General features: G+C 73.7%; 14 protein-coding genes. 11 read left to right on the top strand and 3 right to left on the bottom strand.

Features of this window, described 5'->3' with window-relative positions; genetic code table 11:
• The first annotated feature begins 45 nt into the window (after positions 1-45).
• From GA0070617_RS21735 to GA0070617_RS21725, 3 genes are all read left to right on the top strand, one after another.
• Positions 46-1,752 carry a glycoside hydrolase family 3 protein gene (locus GA0070617_RS21735; protein ID WP_373868326.1) on the top strand — a complete coding sequence of 569 codons (1,707 nt, stop codon included), beginning with the start codon at positions 46-48 and terminating at the stop codon, positions 1,750-1,752.
• Positions 1,753-1,910: 158 nt separating this feature from the next.
• Positions 1,911-2,900, top strand: a complete 990-nt coding sequence (locus tag GA0070617_RS21730) for a glycosyltransferase family 2 protein (protein ID WP_373868319.1) — start codon at positions 1,911-1,913, stop codon at positions 2,898-2,900.
• Positions 2,897-5,197 (top strand): hypothetical protein, encoded by a 2,301-nt coding sequence (locus GA0070617_RS21725; protein ID WP_091441716.1) that lies wholly within the window; start codon positions 2,897-2,899, stop codon positions 5,195-5,197. Before GA0070617_RS21730 ends, GA0070617_RS21725 begins: the two co-directional genes overlap by 4 nt.
• A gap of 192 nt (positions 5,198-5,389) precedes the next feature.
• Here the strand turns inward: GA0070617_RS21725 and GA0070617_RS30740 are convergent, their stop codons facing one another.
• The gene (locus GA0070617_RS30740) at positions 5,390-5,533 is read right to left on the bottom strand and encodes a hypothetical protein (protein ID WP_175440617.1); all 144 of its coding nucleotides are present in this window, start codon (positions 5,531-5,533) and stop codon (positions 5,390-5,392) included.
• Between the two features lie 350 nt (positions 5,534-5,883).
• Here GA0070617_RS30740 and GA0070617_RS21720 point away from each other — a divergent pair, with 350 nt between their 5' ends.
• The 8 genes from GA0070617_RS21720 to GA0070617_RS21685 all read left to right on the top strand — a co-directional run bounded on the left by GA0070617_RS21720 (position 5,884) and on the right by GA0070617_RS21685 (position 15,730).
• A complete protein-coding gene (locus GA0070617_RS21720; RefSeq protein WP_091441713.1) occupies positions 5,884-7,047 on the top strand; it encodes an ROK family protein in 1,164 nt (387 codons plus the stop codon).
• A gap of 27 nt (positions 7,048-7,074) precedes the next feature.
• Positions 7,075-8,121, top strand: coding sequence for an extracellular solute-binding protein (locus GA0070617_RS21715; protein ID WP_091441710.1), 1,047 nt, complete (start codon positions 7,075-7,077; stop codon positions 8,119-8,121).
• 315 nt (positions 8,122-8,436) lie between these two features.
• Entirely contained in the window at positions 8,437-9,510 is a 1,074-nt protein-coding gene (locus GA0070617_RS21710; protein ID WP_091441707.1) for an ABC transporter ATP-binding protein, read from the top strand.
• Entirely contained in the window at positions 9,507-11,294 is a 1,788-nt protein-coding gene (locus GA0070617_RS21705; RefSeq protein WP_229688227.1) for an ABC transporter permease, read from the top strand. The genes GA0070617_RS21710 and GA0070617_RS21705 overlap by 4 nt, the downstream gene beginning before the upstream one ends.
• Entirely contained in the window at positions 11,291-12,229 is a 939-nt protein-coding gene (locus GA0070617_RS21700; protein WP_091446947.1) for a creatininase family protein, read from the top strand. Before GA0070617_RS21705 ends, GA0070617_RS21700 begins: the two co-directional genes overlap by 4 nt.
• Positions 12,230-12,231: 2 nt before the next feature.
• Positions 12,232-13,179: an amidohydrolase family protein gene (locus GA0070617_RS21695; protein ID WP_091441705.1), complete on the top strand. Its 948-nt coding sequence runs from the start codon at positions 12,232-12,234 to the stop codon at positions 13,177-13,179.
• A gap of 71 nt (positions 13,180-13,250) precedes the next feature.
• Complete coding sequence (locus GA0070617_RS21690; protein WP_091441702.1) at positions 13,251-14,807, top strand: argininosuccinate lyase; 1,557 nt, start codon at positions 13,251-13,253, stop codon at positions 14,805-14,807.
• Positions 14,804-15,730, top strand: coding sequence for an ROK family protein (locus GA0070617_RS21685; protein WP_091441700.1), 927 nt, complete (start codon positions 14,804-14,806; stop codon positions 15,728-15,730). The genes GA0070617_RS21690 and GA0070617_RS21685 overlap by 4 nt, the downstream gene beginning before the upstream one ends.
• 108 nt (positions 15,731-15,838) lie before the next feature.
• Here the strand turns inward: GA0070617_RS21685 and GA0070617_RS21680 are convergent, their stop codons facing one another.
• Positions 15,839-16,492 carry a lipoprotein gene (locus tag GA0070617_RS21680; protein WP_139135736.1) on the bottom strand — a complete coding sequence of 218 codons (654 nt, stop codon included), beginning with the start codon at positions 16,490-16,492 and terminating at the stop codon, positions 15,839-15,841.
• A 150-nt stretch (positions 16,493-16,642) separates the two neighbouring features.
• Entirely contained in the window at positions 16,643-17,353 is a 711-nt protein-coding gene (locus GA0070617_RS21675) for a class I SAM-dependent methyltransferase (RefSeq protein WP_091441695.1), read from the bottom strand.
• Between the last annotated feature and the right edge of the window lie 53 nt (positions 17,354-17,406).

Below are 17,406 nucleotides of genomic sequence, written 5' to 3'. Positions count from 1 at the left end.
TCGCGTACCCCGGGTGGGTCCCGGCGGCTCGCGGCGGCGCTCGCGGTGACGGTGCTGGTCGCGGCGGGTTGCTCCGGTGACCCCGAGCCCCGGGCCGACGCCTCGGCCGCCCCGTCCGCGTCGGCCCCGGCGAGCGCCGCGCCGAGCGGTACCCCGGCGCCGGACGGCGGCCCCGCCACGGACCCGGCGGCCCGCGCCGCCGCGCTGGTCGGCACCCTCGGTGACGAGGACCTGGTGGGTCAGGTGCTGATGCCCTACGCGTACGGCGACACCGCCACCAAGGTCTCCGCCGGGTCGGCCGCCGGCAACCGGGCGCTGGCCGGCGTCGACACCCCGGCCGAGATGGTGGAGAAGTACCGGCTGGGCGGGCTGATCCTGGTCGGCTTCAGCGCCGACGACCCCACCTCCGCCAACCAGGCCACCACGAACGTGGACAACCCCAAGCAGGTCCGGGCCCTGACCGACGGGCTGCGCACGGCGGCGCAGCGGCTGCCCAGCGGTGCCGCGCCGTTCCTGATCGGCACCGACCAGGAGCACGGCGTGGTGACCCGGATCACCGACGGGGTGACCCTGCTGCCGACCGCCCTGGCCGCCGGTGCCGCCGCCGACCCCAAGCTGACCGAGGCCGCCTGGCGGGTGGCCGGCACCGAGCTGGCCGCGATGGGGATCAACCTGGACTTCGCCCCGGTGGCCGACGTGCTGGTCAGCCGGAGCGGGGTGATCGGCTCCCGGTCCTTCGGCGCGGACCCGAAACGGGCGGCGGCGCAGGTCGACGGGGCGGTACGCGGGCTGCAGTCGGCCGGGGTGGCCGCCACCGTCAAGCACTTCCCGGGGCACGGCCACAGCGCCGACGACTCGCACGAGGAGCTGCCGGTGCTCGACCAGCCCCGCAAGGAGCTGGAGAAGAGCGCGTGGCCGCCGTTCGAGGCCGGCATCGACGCCGGGGCGCTCGCGGTGATGTCCGGCCACCTGGACGTGCGGTCGGTGGACAAGGGCACCGCGGCCACCTTCTCGCACAAGCTGCTCACCGACGTGCTGCGCGGACAGTTGGGCTTCCAGGGTGTGGTGATCACCGACGGGATGAACATGGCCCCGGCGAAGAAGTGGTCACCGGGGGAGGCCGCGGTCCGGGCGCTCAAGGCCGGCAACGACCTGATCCTGATGCCGCCGAACGTCACCCAGGCCTACGACGGGCTGTTGGCCGCACTGCGCGACGGCACCCTGGAGCGGGCCCGGCTGGTCGAGGCGGTCACCCGGGTGCTGACCCTGAAGTTCCGGCTGGCCGACGGGCCCACCCCGCAGCTGGACACGCTGAACGCCCCGGAGCACCGGGCGGCGGCCGAGCGGCTGGCCGGGGCGGCGGTCACCGTGCTGCGGGGGCCGTGCCGTCCGGCGCCGGTGGCCGGCAAGCTGACCATCACCTCCTCCGGCGGGCGCGACGGCACCCGTCGGGTGCTCACCGAGGCGCTGACCAAGGCGGGGGCGCAGGTGGTGCCCAGCGGCGGCAAGGTGGTGCACCTGGTCGGGTACGGCGACGGCACCGGTGACCTGAGCGCCGACGCGGCGGTCACGGTCGCCATGGACACCCCGTACCTGCTGTCGAAGGCGACGTCGCCGACCCTGCTGGCCACCTACTCGTCGAGCCGGGCGTCGATGACGGGTCTGGCGCAGGTGCTGGCCGGCAAGGCCGAGCCGACCGGGCGGGCACCCGTGCCGGTCACCGGCCTACCCGCCACCACCTGCACCGGCTGACCCGCGTCGAACCGCACGGCGCGCCCGGAACCGACCGGTCCGGCACCCGCCGTCACCTGCGTCGACCGACCTGCCCGACCGGCTCGGCGCGCCGGCGACGGGCCGGGCGACTGGTAGCGTTCGGCTGTCCGACAGCCAGCCGAACGGGGGCCAGCGCCGTGACCGGACCGGGGCCGACTCTCTCCGTGGTGATCCCGGTGTTCAACGAGGAGAGCGCGTTGCCGCTGCTCGCCCGCCGGCTGCGCGCCGTCCTCGACGACCTCGCCGAGCCGTACGAGGTGCTGGCGGTCGACGACGGCAGCACCGACGGCACCGGCGGCCGGCTGGCCGGGCTGCGGGCGGGCTGGCCGCAGCTGCGGGTGCTGCGCCTGCGTCGCAACAGCGGCCACCAGGCGGCCCTGCTCGCCGGGGTGTTCCGGGCTCGTGGGGCGTACGTGGTAAGCATCGACGCCGACCTGCAGGACCCGCCCGAGGTGATCCCGGAGATGCTGCGCCGGGCCAGGGTGGACGGTCTCGACGTGGTGCACGGGGTACGCGCCGACCGCAGCCGCGACACGGCGTTCAAGCGGTGGACGGCGGCCGGTTACTACCGGCTGATGCGGCGGCTGGTCGGCAAGCAGGTGCCGGCCCAGGCCGGCGACTTCCGGCTGCTCAGCCGGGCGGTGGTGAACGAGCTGCGGGAGCTGCCCGAACGCAACCCGGTGCTGCGGCTGGTGGTGCCCTGGCTCGGGTTCCCCAGCGGGGAGGTCAGCTACCAGCGGGCCGAACGGGTCGCCGGGCGGACCAAGTACCCGCTGTCGCGGATGCTCGGGTTGGCCGCGGAGAGTGTCACCAGCTTCTCCGCCGCCCCGTTGCGCCTGGCCACCTGGCTGGGGCTGGCCGGGGTGGCGATCTGCGGGACGCTGGTGGTGGTGGCCGTGCTGGCCTGGGCCGCCGGGGCCACGGTCACCGGTTGGCCCTCGCTCTACGTCGCGGTGCTCTTCCTCGGCGCGGTGCAGCTGCTCTGCCTGGGGCTGCTCGGGGAGTACGTCGCGCGGATCTACACCGCCGTGCAGGCCCGCCCGCCGTACCTGGTGGCCACCGACACCGCCGAACCCGCCGACCCGACCGGTCCGGGCCGGGTCGAGCTGGTCGACAGCCTACGGTGAGCACCCTCGCCCCCGGGCCGGTCACCGGAGCCGACACCACCGGTGACCGGGCCCGGACCGTCCTGCGTCGGGTCGTGCCGCGCTGGGCACCGGCCGTCGTCGGCGTCGGGTTCGTCGCGACGTGCCTGCTGCTGACCGGTACGCCCGCGGCGGACCTGGCCCGCTGGAGCGGGTACGCGCTGCTGGCCGTCCTGTTGCCCGGCACGTTGGTGTACCGGGCGCTGCGCCGCCACCCGCACACCCTGGTCGAGGACCTGGCCATGGGGGCCGCCGTCGGGCTGGTGCTGGAGCTGGCCGGCTGGGCGGTGTTCGCCGCCGTCGGCGTACCCGGGTGGTTGTGGCTCTGGCCGTTGGCGGTGGTCGTGCCGTTCGCGGCCGTGCCGGCGCTGCGTCGGCACTGGCGACCCACCGGCTACCGGCCGGTGCCGACGGGCTGGGCCTGGTCGGTGACCGGGGTGGTGGTCGGCTTCACCCTCTACCTGGTCGAGTCGTTCCTGCGGGTCAACCCGGTGCTGCCCACCGAGGAGGGGCAGGCGCAGTACATCGACCTGGCGTTCCAGCTGTCGCTGGCCGGCGCGGCCACCCACCAGGTGCCGTTGCAGGTGCCGCAGGTGGCCGGGGAGCCGCTGCACTACCACTGGTTCGGCTTCGCCCATCTCGCGGCGAGCAGCCTGGTCAGCGGGGTCGACCTGCCGACGGTCTTCTTCCGGCTCGGGGTGCCGGCGCTCTGCGCGCTGGCCGTCGTGCTGGTCGCGGTCGTCGGGTGGCGGATCACCGGCCGGCCGTACGCCGGTGCGGCGGCTGCGGCGCTGATGTTCACCGTCGGCGAGTTCGGCTTCGAGAACGGGCTGCGGCAGCTCTTCGGCACCCAGACCACCTTCATCGTCTGGGGCAGCCCGTCGATGACGTACAGCTGGGTGTTGTTGGTGCCGTTGCTCGCCGTGTTCGGCGAGATCGTCGGGCGGGCCCGGCGGGTGACCGTGCCGCCGCTGGGCGGTGGGGCGTGGGTGTTGGCCGCCGGGTTCCTGGCCGCCAGCACCGGGGCGAAGGCCAGCTCGGTGCCGGTGGTGCTGGCCGCGCTGGGCCTGGCCGCGGTGGTGCTGACGGTGGGCCGGCGGCGGCTGCCCCGCGCGGTGCTCGCCGCCGTCGGGTTGACCCTGGCCGCGCAGCTCTTCGCCACCGCCGTGCTCTTCGCCTTCGAGAGCCACGGCGTCACCGTCGACCCGCTCTCCGGGCTGCGCGGGTACGTCGAGCCGACGGCGGACCGGCCGGTGCTGGTGACCGGACTGGTCTGGGTGGCGGTTTGCCTCGCCTTCCTGCTCAACCTCCAACTCCGGCTGGCCGGTGCGCTGGCCCTGCTGCGGCTGCGTCGGTGGCGGCCGGAGCCGGTGCAGGTCTTCCTGCTCGGCGGGGCGGTCGCGGGCCCGGCGGCGTATCTGCTGGTCGGGCATCCGGGCAGCAGCAACCAGTACTTCCTGCGGGCCGGGTTCGCCTTCGGGGTGATCCTGTCGGCGTGGGGCTGGGCGGAGGTGCTGGACCGGGCCGCGCTGTCGGCGCGGGGCCGCCGCCGGCTGGCCGGCGCGGCGGTCGGCTTCGCGGTGCTGCTCACCGCGTACCAGTTGCGCTTCCCGGCCACTGCCGCACCGGAGCCGGGGTACGCCGCGGTGCTGCCGCTGCTGATCTGGGCGGGGGTGCTGACGCTGCTGGCGATCCTGGTGGCGCTCTACTGGCCGGCGCTGGTCGGCCGCTGGCCGGCCCTGGCCGGCACCGGTGGCGCGGTGCTGCTGACCGGGGTGCTGGTGGCCGGCGCACCCGGCCTGGTGCTGGACGCGCGGGCGGCGCGGACCTTCCCCAACGGCGGGGCGTACGCGGTGGTGCCGATGCCGGCCTCCCGGGTGGCGGCGGCCCGCTGGGTGTACGCGGCCAGCGACCCGGCCGACGTGCTCGCCACCAACGTGCACTGCTGGACGGTGGTGAACGGCTGGTGTGACGCCCGGTCGTTCTGGCTCAGCGGGTACGCCCAGCGTTCGGTGCTGGTGGAGGGGTGGGCGTTCGCGCCCCGGATGGTGGGCCGCGACGGTGGCCCGTACGCCCCGTTCTGGGACGAGGCCCGGTTGCGCGCCAACGACGCCGCGTTCACCGCGCCCACCGCCGCCGGCCTGGCCGAGCTGCGCGACCGCTACGGGGTGCGCTGGCTGGTGGTGGACCGGCAGGTCGAGCCGGAGTCGCCGGTCCTGGCGGAGCTTGCCGACCTGCGGTACGACACCGACCGGATGGCCGTCTACCGGCTGCGCTGACGGTGGGCCGGCTACCGGCTGCGCTGACGGTGGGCCGGCTACCGGCTGCGCTGACGGTGGGCCGGCTACCGGCTGCGCTGACGGTGCGGCCGGGTGCGGCTGTCCGCCGGCCGGCGGGAGGCGGCGTGGACCGGCCGGGTGGGACGGTGGTGGCTGATCCCGCCTGCCACCACCGTCCCGCCCGGTGCCGGGTCAGCGGCGCACGATCACCTGCCGGGCCAGGGCACCACTGCCGTTGGCGGCCTCGAAGGCGGCCAGCACCCGGGCCGTCGGGATGAACGCATGCGGATCCTCCCCGGCGGCGAGGTCCGAGCAGCAGCCACCGTGGACGGTCACGCCGGGTGCGTGCCGTCGCGGCGTCGGTGGTCGGTTCGCTGACGAGGGACGGCCGGGTACGCCATGGCTGGCGTCCGGCCGGGTGCGCAGCGGTACGGGAGTCCGTACACACTGGAAGGCCTTCGCCCGGTGACGCTAGGGATGATCGAGGCCGTCCGTCAATGCCCTGGACGGTATTTCTTTGTTTGCGGAAGGAATAAAAGCCGGTCATTTCGCCGGTTGAAGGGCGAAAGCTCCTCGCCGCCCCCTCTTGCCCTGCTGGCTGTTTTTCCTGCTCCTGGTCGGGTTGGTAGCGGGCTGAGACGCATTCGTTACTTGACCTAATAGTTCGTTCGCCGTAGAAAGGAAGTGTGACGGACGTGGTGACACCACCAACGAGCCCGGTGAGCCGGGAGCGGGCGAAGGAGATCAAGCGGCTTTCCGTGATCTCCACCGCCCGCCAAGTCCGGCTGCTCTCCCGCGCCGAGCTGACCGAGCTCACCGGGTTGAGCCCCGCCACGCTCACCCCGCTGGTCCGCGAACTGATCGCCGAGGGTTACCTGATCGAGCGGGGCCCCGGCACCTCCCGGGCCGGTCGCCCGCGCGCCATGCTGGAGTTCAACCCCCGCGCCGAGCTGGTCGCCGCCGTCGCCCTGGAGCCGGCCCGGATCAGCTGCGAGATTGCCGACAGCGACGGCAACGTGGTCGCCCACCGGGCGGTCCGGTTGACCGGGGACATCGTCGACACCATCTGCCGGTCCGTACCCGAACTGGCCGGTGACGGGCTGCCGGCGCTGCGCGGGGTGGCCATCGCCGCCCCCGGCGTCTCCTCCGGCGGCGCGGTCCGGCTGGCCCCCTCGGTCGGCCTGGTGGAGGGGCGACCGATAGGGGAGTCGGTGCAGCGGCACCTCGGCGTACCGGTCGTGGTGGACAACGACGTCAACCTGATGGCCGCCGGCGAACACGCCGCCGGGGCCGGCAGCGACGTGGCCGACCTGCTGCTGCTGCACGTCGCCGACGGCATCGGCGCCGGGCTGGTCCTCGACGGCCAGGTACGCCGCGGTGCCGGCGGGGCCGCCGGAGAGGTCGGCTTCCTGCCGCTGGACGCCACCGACCGGGGACACGACGGCATCGGCCCGTTCGAGGCCCGCTGGTCGGAGAACGCCATCGCCGAACGGGTAGTCGCGCTGGCCCCCGGCCGCCGGCCGGACACCCCGGTGGCCGCCCTGGTCGAGCTGGCCCGCACCGACGAGCGCGCCGGGGCGTACCTGGACGAGTTGTTGCGGGCCTGGTCCCGGCTGATCGTCTCCTGTGTCTGCGTGATCGACCCGGGTCGGGTCCTGCTCAGCGGGGCCGCCGCCCAACTCGACGACGCCGCCGTGGAGCGGCTCCAACACCTGGTGTCCGCCGCCGCGCCGGCCACCACCGAGGTACGCCGGGCGGTGCTCGGCGACCGGGCCGTCCTGCACGGCGCGGTCAGCTACGCCCTGGCGGCCGCCGCGAGCGGCCTGCCCACCCTGCTTCCCAGCCCCTGAACCATCCCTTTCCCCTCGGAGGTACCCATGAGACGTCGTCTTCTGCTCGCCGGAGCCCTGGCCACCGTCCTCGCCGCCGGCACCGCCTGCGGCGGTGGCGGCTCGGACTCCGCCGGCGGCTCGGACGTCGAGAAGCTGACCATCTACACCGCGCGGGACAAGAAGGTCTCCGACTTCGTGGTGGAGAAGTTCACCGCCAAGTACCCCGAGTACCAGGGCAAGGTGGAGATCCTCAACATCGGCGCCCAGGAGATCCTGGAGCGGGTCCGGGCCGAGAAGGCCAACCCGCAGGCCGACGTCTGGTGGGGCGGCACCCAGCAGGGGCTCTCCGCCGGTGCCGCCGAGGAGCTGCTGGAGTCCTGGCAGCCGTCCTTCGCCGACAAGATGGACGCCCAGTACAAGGACGCCGAGGGTCGCTGGTTCGGGGAGATCCTGCTGCCCGAGGTGATCATGTACAACAACAAGGCGCTCACCCCGGAGCAGGCCCCGAAGGACTGGGACGACCTGCTCGACCCGCAGTGGAAAGACAAGATCATCATCCGGGACGTGGCCGCCTCCGGCACCATGCGCTCGATCTACGCCTCGATGATCCAGCGGCTCTCGCCCGACGGCAGCAACCCCCAGCCCGGGTACGACTGGCTCAAGCGGCTCGACGCCAACACCGGCTCGTACGCGGCCAACCCGGCCGACCTCTACCTGAAGCTCTCCCGTGAGCAGGGCGTGCTGAGCGCCTGGAACCTCCAGGACGTGCTGCTGCAGGCCAACCAGTCCAACATGCCGTTCGGCTTCGTGATGCCGACCTCCGGCGCCCCGGTGCTGGTCGACGGGCTGGGCGCGGTCAAGGGCGGCAACACCGAGGGCGCACAGAAGTTCCTGGAGTTCCTCTTCGAGGACTCGCTCCGCGCCGACCTGGCCAAGGACTACTTCCAGATCCCGGCCGTGGAGATCGCCGACCAGCCGCAGTGGCTGGCCGAGCTGAACCTCAAGCCGATGGACGTCGACTGGGACGTGATCGGCAAGAACGAGACCGAGTGGATCAACCACTGGAACAGCCAGATCAAGAACCAGGGCTGACCGCGGACGCGCGCCGGGCCGGCGTACTCCGGTCCCGGCCCCGGCGCTGCACCTCCGCTGCGGCACGGCGCTCCCGCGCTGCGGCACGGCGCTCCCGCGCTGCGGCACGGCGCTCCCGCGCTGCCGTTGTGGTGCGGCGTTGCCGGTGGCGCTGCCCGTGCCGCCCGGTGGCCCAAGTCGGTGGCACTGCCCGCCGCTGCACCCGTTGCCCGCCGTTGCGGCGGCGGGAGCTGTGAGAAGGGGACCCTTCTCGACCGGAAGCGTTAAGAAGGGGCCCTTCCTTTCACCCCGCCCGCGCATCTGAAGGAGGACATCATGATCGATGTCACGCTGGAGTCGGTCAGCAAGCGCTTCGCGCGCGGCGGCGACACCGCAGCCGTGGACGACGTCGACATCACCATCGCCGCCGGGGAGTTCTTCACCCTGCTCGGCCCGAGTGGCTGCGGTAAGACCACCACGCTGCGGATGGTGGCCGGGTTCTACTTTCCCACCTCCGGCCGGATCCGGTTCGGCCAGGAGGACGTCACCCGCCGCCCGCCGAACAAGCGGGACACCGGCATGGTGTTCCAGAACTACGCGCTCTTCCCGCACATGTCGGTCGGGCAGAACGTCGCGTACGGCCTGAAGATCCGCAAGGTCGGCCGGGCCGAGGCGAAGCGCCGGGTGGAGGAGGCCCTCGGTCAGGTGCACCTGGCCGGGTACGGCGGCCGGCGCATCGACGAGCTCTCCGGCGGTCAGCAGCAGCGGGTCGCGCTGGCCCGGGCGCTGGTCATCCGGCCCAAGACGCTGCTGCTGGACGAGCCGCTGTCCAACCTCGACGCCAAGCTGCGCGAGGAGACCCGGACCGAGATCCGCCGGATCCAGAAGGAGGCCGGCACCACCGGCATCTACGTCACCCACGACCAGGCCGAGGCGATGGCGATGTCCGACCGGATCGCGGTGATGGAGTCCGGCCGGGTGCAGCAGATCGGCGCCCCGCAGGAGATCTACCACCGGCCGGCGACCAGCTTCGTGGCCCGGTTCATCGGCCGCAGCAACGTGTTGAGCCTGCCGGTGGTCGCCGCCGCGGCGGAAAGCGTCACCGTCGGACTGCCCGAGGGCAGCGAGACCGCGGTCGCCGCACCCGCCGGGCACGGCCTGCGCGAAGGGGACACCGCCCTGGTCTCGGTCCGCCCCGAGCACATCGGCCTGACCTCGACAAGCGAGCCGGGCGCGCTGCCCGGCCTGGTCCGCGAGGTCGAGTTCACCGGGATGGCCACCAACCTGATCGTCGACGTCGCCGGCGAGGCGGTGCAGGTGGCCGCGATCGACGTACCGGCCGGGATCGCCGTCGACGACCAGGTCGGGCTGCGACTGACCCGGGAGCGGATGTGGGTGGTGCGGCCGTGACCGCTGTCCCCACCGCCGCCAACATCCCACCGGTCACCGAGGACCCCACCCCGGACGGCGGGTCGCGCCGGCCGCGCCTGGCCGACCGGTTCTCCGGCGGCAGCAACTCGCGCTGGTTCCCGTACCTGCTGGTCTTCCCGCTGGCCCTGATCCTCTTCGGGTACGTCGTGCAGCCGATGTTCGCCACCTTCGCCGAGAGCGTCGGAGTGGACGGGGTGGCCAACGACGGCAGGTTCCTCAGCGGCGAGGGGGTGGCCCGCTCCGCGCTGGTCACCTCGCTGGTCATCTCCGCGGCCAGCGTGCTGCTCTGCGGCATCGTCGGCGTGGCGATGGCGTTCCTGCTCAAGCGCTTCTCGTTCCCCGGCCGCCGGTTGATCGAGGCGATCATCCTGGTGCCGGCGGCGCTGCCGCCGCTGATCGGGGCGATCTCCTTCCAGCTGCTCTACAGCGAGACCGGCATCCTCCCGCGTGGCCTGCAGCAACTGCTCGGCACCGAGAACCCGGTGCTGCCGTTCAGCGGTATCGCCGGGGTGCTGGTGGTGCACACCTTCACCATGTACCCGTTCTTCTACCTGGCCGCCTCGGCCGCGCTGGCCGGGATGGACCCCTCGGTGGAGGAGGCCGCCTACAACCTCGGCGCCGGTCGGGTCCGGGTCTGGCGGACGGTGCTGCTGCCGATGCTCACCCCGGCCCTGGTCTCCGCCTCGCTGCTGGTCTTCATGACCTCGCTGGCGTCGTACACCGCGCCGTTGTTGTTCGGGGTGGACCGGACGATGACCATGCAGATCTACATCAACCGGACCAACGGCGACCTGCCGATGGCCTCGACCTACGCCTCGGTGCTCGCGGTGGTCTCGGTGCTGTTCCTGCTGGGCATGCGCTGGTACGAGGGGCGGCGCAGCTACCGCTCCCAGTCCAAGGGGGTCGCCGCGCACCGTCGGGAGATCACCAACCCGTTCGGCAAGTGGCTCGCCCTGGCCGCCTCGATCCTGGCCACCATGGTCCTGCTGGCCCCGGTGGCGACCATCGGCCTGGTGGCGTTCTCCGAGGACGGCTCCTGGACGACCGAGGTGATCCCGTCCGCGTACACCTGGCAGAACTTCGTCACGATCTTCTCCGACCCGGACGCGTTCCAGCCCATCCTCAACTCGTTGCAGATGAGCCTGATCGCCACCGTCGGCTGCGTCGTGGTCGGCGTGCTGATCGCGTACGCGGTGCGCCGGCTGGACTTCCGCGGCCGGGCCCTACTGGACGTGGCGGTCATGCTGGCCTGGGCGCTGCCCGGCACGGTGGTCGCGATCAACCTGATCTCGGCGTTCAGCACCGGCAACGCGTTCAGCTTCGGTCAGGTGCTGATCGGCACCTTCTGGATCATGCCGCTGGCGTACTTCGTGCGGTTCCTGCCGCTGGTGTTCCGGTCCAGCTCGGCGACGCTTGCCCAGATCGACCCCTCGTTGGAGGAGGCGGCCCGCAACCTGGGTGCCTCCTGGGCGCGGGCGTTCGGCACGGTGACCCTGCGGCTGATGATCCCCGGGGTGGCCGCCGGCGCGCTGCTCGCCTTCGTCAACGGCGTCGGTGAGTTCGTCGCCTCGGTGCTGATCTACACCTCGCAGACCGCACCGATCTCGGTCGAGATCAACAACCGGATGTACTCGTTCGAGGTCGGCACCGCCGCGGCGTACGGCATGCTCCAGGTGGTGCTGATCTTCGTGGTGATGGTGGTCTCCGGCCGGCTGCAGTCCGGCCGGCAGGCCACCCGGGAGGCGGCGAAGTGGACGGCGTGAACCCTGCTCAGAGGTCCGGCGCGGCCGGCGGAACTCCCGGCCCGGCCGGCCCGGCCGGCGGTGTCCTCGGCGGGGCCGGTGGGCTGGTCCCGGTCAGCCGGGTGCCCGGCGGTGAACTCGCGGCGGTCGCCGCCGCGGCGGACTTCGCGGTGCTGCCGGTCGGCGCGGTCGAGTGGCACGGCCCGCACCTGCCGCTCGGCACCGACCTCATCCTCGCCGAGGGCTTCGCGGCCGAGAGTGCCGGCGACGGTTCTGCGGCCGAGAGCGCCGGCGACGGTTCTGCGGCCGAGAGCGCCGGCGACGGCGCCGGGCCGCGCGGGGTGCTCTTCCCGGCCGTGCCGTACGCGGCCTGCCCCGGACAGACCCGACCGTGGCCCGGCACCGTGGCGATCCGCCCGGAGATCGCGGTCGGCTACCTGGCCGACGTGATCGAGGGCATCGTCGCCACCGGCTTCTCCCGACTGCTGATCGTCAACGGTCACGACGCCAACATGTCCACCGTCCGGGCCGCGATGGAGTGGGTCTCCGGCCGGCGCACCGCCAGCCTGCTGCTGGTCAACTGGTTCCAGCTGGTCACCCCGGCGGAGACCACCGACATCTACGGCGACCTGCCGGCGCGCGGCCACGGCGGCGCGTACGAGACCTCCGGGGTGCTCGGCTTCGACCCCGACGCGGTACGCCTCGACGCGGTCGAGGACCTGCCGCCGAAGCCGAAGCTGCCGGTGAGCCACCCGTACGTGCTGGTGGAGTCCCGACCCGATCCCTGGCAGGGCTGGTCCGGGCACATCTCGCTGGCCGACGAGGCCATCGGTCGGCGGGTCCGGCAGCTCGCCGGCGCCCGGCTCCGGGAGATCGTCGCCGCCTGGGTCGCCGCCCCGTCGCCGGCCGCCCCCACCGCCGACCCGCTGCCGACCGCCGGGCCGGAGGGGGCGTGACCATGGACCGCGGGCTCGACGTCGTCGACTTCCACCTGCACTTCCGGATCGCCGCCGACGAGACGATCCACGCCTGCGAGCAGGCCGCCGGGATGCACCCCGGCGGGGAGCACGACCGGGCCGTCCGTACCGCCGCCTCCGCGCCGCAGGCGCGGGCGTGGCGGCAGGCCTGGGGCTTTCCCGACCCGGAGCCGCCCGCGCCGCGCTGGCAGGACGAGGCCGACCGGTGGGCGCAGGAACTGCGGGCGGTACGCGTCCGGCGGGCGGTCTTCGTCACCGGCGGCGGCAACGACGCCGTGGCCGACGTGGTCGACCGCCACCCGGACGTGCTGCTCGGCTTCGCCCACCACGATCCGTACGCCCCCGACGCCGCCGCCGAGCTGGAGCGCGCGGTGACCGAACGGGGCCTGCGCGGGCTGAAGCTCTTCGCCCCGCTGCTGCGCGGCCCGCTGGACGGCGCCGACCTCGACCCGCTCTGGGGCACCGCCCAGCGCCTCGGCGTGCCGGTGCTAATCCATATCGGACACTACGGCAGCGCCGGTGGGCTCACCTTCGGCCGGTACGGCGGCCCCGAGGAGCTGGCCCGGATGGCCCGCCGCTTTCCCGAGCTGGCCGTGGTCGTCCCGCACTTCGGCGTGCAGTACGTCCAGGAGCTGCTCTTCGCCGCGTGGGGCTGCCCCAACATCCACGTCGACACCTCCGGGTCCAACCAGTGGGTGCGCTGGATGCCGTACAAGCTGACCCTGGAGGACCTTTTCCGCCGCTGCTACGAGACCATCGGGCCGCAGCGGATCGTCTTCGGCAGCGACTCGTCCTGGTTCCCGCGTGGCTACGTCACCCGCTACCTCGACGACCAGCTGCGGATCTGCCGGGAGCTGGGGCTGCCCGACGACCACCTGCGCGCGATCTTCGCCGGGAACGCCGAACGGCTGCTCGGCCTGACCGACTGACCGGCCGACCCCACCGCCGGGGCCGGCGATCCGAGTCGCCCCCCGGCCTGGAAGGAAGTAAGGATCCTCTGATGAGCACACCCGCGCTGACCACGTACCAGCGGCACCACCTGCGGCCCACCTACGACCACCACGTCGGGTACCTCTTCCCGGCGATGGTCCGGGCCAGCCAGGCGCACGTGGTGATGCTGACCGAGCAGGGCCTGGTGCCGGCCGACCGGGGGGCCCGGCTGCTGCGCGGGTTGGCCGAGCTGCGCGCCGACACCGCGCCCGCGCCGGACTTCGACGGCAGCTTCGAGGACACCTACTACCTGGTGGAGAAGCGACTCGCGGCGGCCTGCGGCATCCCCACCGGTGAGCTGGACGTGCAGATGGCGCGCAGCCGCAACGACCTCGACGCCGGGGTGTTCCGGATGCTCCTGCGCGACCAGCTGATCGGGGTGCTCGACCGGGTCCTCGCCACCGGGGCCACCGCCCTGGACGCCGCCCACCGGTACGCCGACGTGGTGATCACCGGCTACACCCACCGCCGCCCGGCCCAGCCCACCACCATCGGCCACGCCCTGACCGGGTACGCCGAGGCGCTGGCCGGTGAGGCCCTCGGCTACGCCGACCTGATCGACACGCTGAACACCTCGCCGCTGGGCTCCTGCGCCTTCGCCGGCACCGACCTGGACATCGCCCCCGCCCGGGTCGCCGAGCTGCTCGGCTTCGCCGCCCTGGTCACCAACTCGTACGAGGCGGTGGCCGGCGCCGACCACCTGGTCCAGGTGGGCACCCACAACGCCCGGTCCCTGGCCACCGGCGCCCGGCTGGCCCGGACCCTGATGGACTGGCTGAGCTGGCGCTGGGTGACCACCCCCGGCGACTTCACCCAGGGCAGCAGCATCATGCCGCAGAAGCGCAACCCGGTGGTGCTGGAACATCTGGTCTCCTACGCCGGTCAGGCCGCCGCCGACGCCGCCTCGGTGCTCAACAACGTCGGCGCGGCCTGGTGGGAGGACTCCAACAACGCCACCACCGACGTGCAGGTCCGGCTCTGGGAGAGCAACGACCGCGCCGACCGGTTCTTCGCCCTGCTCGGCGGCTTCCTCGCCGAGATCGAGCCGCTGGAGCCACCGTCCGCGGCCGAGATCGTCGCCTCCGGGGCCACCACGACCGCCGCCGCCGACGCGCTCACCCGCCACGGCGTACCGTTCCGGGCCGCACACTCGGTGGTCGGCCGGCTGGTCCGCGCCGGACAACCGGCGACCTGGACCGCCGAGACCGTCCGGCAGGCCGCCGAGGGACTTACCGCACCCCTGACCGACCACGCCGTCACCGACCTGATCACCGCCGCCGTCCAGCCGGCCCAGGTGCTGGACCGGGCCCAGGCCGACGGCCCGGGCACCGAGGCGGTCCGCACCCAGGTCCACCTGGTGCGCGCCCGGTTCGACCAGGTGTCCCGACGGCTGGCCGCCGTCCGCGAGCGGCTCGCCGCCGCCGACACCGCCCTCGACGCCACCGCCGAGGCGATGGCGGCCGGCCCCGACTCGGCCGGTTCTGGTGTGACGTCGGCGGGCTCTGGTGCGGCGACGGTCGGGCCGGCGTCGGCCGGCCCCGACTCGGCCGGGGCAGTGGTCCGATGACCAGTGTCCGGTTGCCGGGACGGTCGGCGGCGGTCGACAGCGGGGAGCACGGGCTGCTGCTCGGCGTCGACTTCGGCGGCACCAAGATGGCCGTCGGGGTGGCCGACGGCCAGGGCCGGCTGCTCGCCCACGAGCGGGTGCCGACGCACGCCGAGCAGGGTGCGCCACAGGCCCTGGAGCGGGCCCTGACCCTCGCCGCGAAGCTGGTCGCCGCGCACGGCGGCACGGTCGACGCCGCCGGGATCGCCTCGCCCGGGGTGGTCCGCCCCGACGGCATCGACCTGGCTCCGAACGTGCCCGGCTGGGAACGCCTGCGGCTGGCCGAGGCGGTCCGGGCCCGGCTCGGGGTGGCCACCGTCGCCGTCGACAACGACCTGAACGCCGCAGCCCTGGCCGAGCTGCGCCTCGGTGCCCTGCGCGACGCCGACCCCGGCCTGGTCGTCGGGCTCGGCACCGGGGTCGCGGCAGCGGTGACGGTGCGCGGCACCGTGCTCGCCGGGCACCACGGCGCGGCCGGCGAGATCGGGTACGCCGTCAGTGGCACACCCTGGCCCGGAACCATGCTGGAGCTGGAGTTCTCCGGCCGGGCCCTGGACGGCCTCGCCGCCGAACTGGGCGTCGCCGGCGGCGCGGCGGGGCTCGCCGACCGCTCCGGGGCTCCGGGTGCCCTGCGTGCGGCGCTCCTGACCCGCCTCGACGAGCTGGCCCGACACCTGGTCACGTGCTGCCTGCTGCTCGATCCGCAGCGGGTGGTGCTGGTCGGTGGGATGGCCGGCAGCGAGCTGATCCGGGGCTTGCTCACCGACCGGCTCACCGAGGTGCTGCCGCACCGCCCGGAGCTGGTGCTCTCCAGGTTCGCCGACGACGCCGCCCTGCTCGGTGCGGTCACCCTGGCCCGCGAGGCCGTCCCCGCCCAGGTGTAAGGAAGGGCCCCTTGTTAACGCTTTCGGTAGAGAGGGGTACCCCGCTCACCACCGCCCGTTAACAAGGGGCCCTTCCTTCACCGGGTCAGGTGGTGGCGGGCCACCGGGTCAGGTGATGGGGGCGAGGGTCCGGGCGGCCAGGCGGTAGCCCGGGACGACGTCCTCGATCTCCGCGAGGATGCTCTCGTTTGCGGTCAGCAGCACGGTCTGCTCACCGGCCCGCACCGCCAGGGCCCACTCCCGCTGCTTCTCGTCGAGATTTTCGCTGGTGGCGATCCAGGACACCTCGACCGCGTCGAAGGTGCCGGCCCGCACCGTCCGGTACTGCGCGTCGGTGACCTTGCTGCTCAGCTGCCCCGCCCCGGCCAGGTACGCCTCCAACGCCGGTCGGGGCTCGACCGTCGGCTGGGCCGCCGTCCACACCCGCAGGAAACCGGCGCTGTCCGGCCGACCGTCGATCTCGCAACGGGGGGTCGCACCGGTGATCTTAGCCAGCTCCTGACCCAGGCCGTCTTCGCTGACCGGCTTGGCGGTCCGTCCCTTCACGACGTCGAAGGTGACCGGCAGTTCGCAGCCGCTGCCGGGGCCACCGACCGTGCCACCGGCCGCCGCCGGGGCGATCTCGTCGTGCCAGGGCGGACCGGCCGCGACCTGGCCGCTGGCCGACGGGGCCACCGATCCGACTGGGCCGTCCTCGCCTCCGGCGCAGCCGGTGATGACGGTCAGGGTGAGCGCGGCCAGTACGGCCACTCGTCGATGCACCTGGGTTCCTCGTCGATCCGCAGTGCCGCCGCGTCGGCGGCCGACGGACGTTAGCCCACCGAGGCACCGTCGCGCGGCCCTCCTGGCGCGGCCCTCCGCTCGGCGCGCCGGTGCACCGGTGACACCAGCGGGGGTGGTGCGCCGGCGACCTCAGCCGGGGCGGTGCGCCCGGAGCATCAGCGAGACCCCGGGCGCTGACCGCACCGGCAGGTACCGTTCGGCGGCGATGACGGTCCGCAGGCCGAGGTTGACCACCGGGTGAAGTTGGTCCAGGTCGCTGCCGGTGGAGCGGCGGCGCCGCCAGGCAGCGACCGGCCGCAGCAGCACGTTCCAGCTCCACAACTCGTCGACCACCAGCCCGGCCCGCTCCACCGTCGTTCGCAACGACTCCCGGTCGTACCGGCGGACGTGCCCCACCGCCACGTCGTGCGCCGACCACAGCCGCATGTCACACGGTACGGCGATCAGCGCGGTGCCGCCCGGACGGAGGGCCCGGTGGATCTCCGCGGCGGCCAGGTGGTCCTCGTCGACGTGCTCCAGGATGTCGAAGGCGACCACCAGGCCCAGGCTGGCCGTGGGCAGCGGCAGCCGCCGGGCGTCGGCGCGGATCACGTCCAGCCCTCGCTCCCGGGCCACCCCGGCACCCTCGACGCTGTACTCCAGGGCCACCGGCCGCCACCCGTGCGCCCGCAACACCCGGGTGTTCCCGCCGCCGGCCGCCCCGATGTCCAGCGCCCTGCTCGGCCGCTGCCCGGCCTCGGCCAGCCGGCGCAGCGCCCGCGCCAACAGGATCCGCCGCTCCCGGTACCACCAGTGGGTGTCCTCCAGGGCGGCCAACTTGCGGATCTCGGTCGCCTCCACGCGTACTCCTCGCGGTGTGTCTCCCGGGCGCTGGCGCACCTCGCCGTCGCATT

The sequence above is a fragment of the Micromonospora yangpuensis genome (assembly GCF_900091615.1).
Classification (GTDB): domain Bacteria; phylum Actinomycetota; class Actinomycetes; order Mycobacteriales; family Micromonosporaceae; genus Micromonospora; species Micromonospora yangpuensis.
Note: the sequence above shows the minus strand (reverse complement) of the source record. Positions and strands in the feature narration are given on the sequence as shown.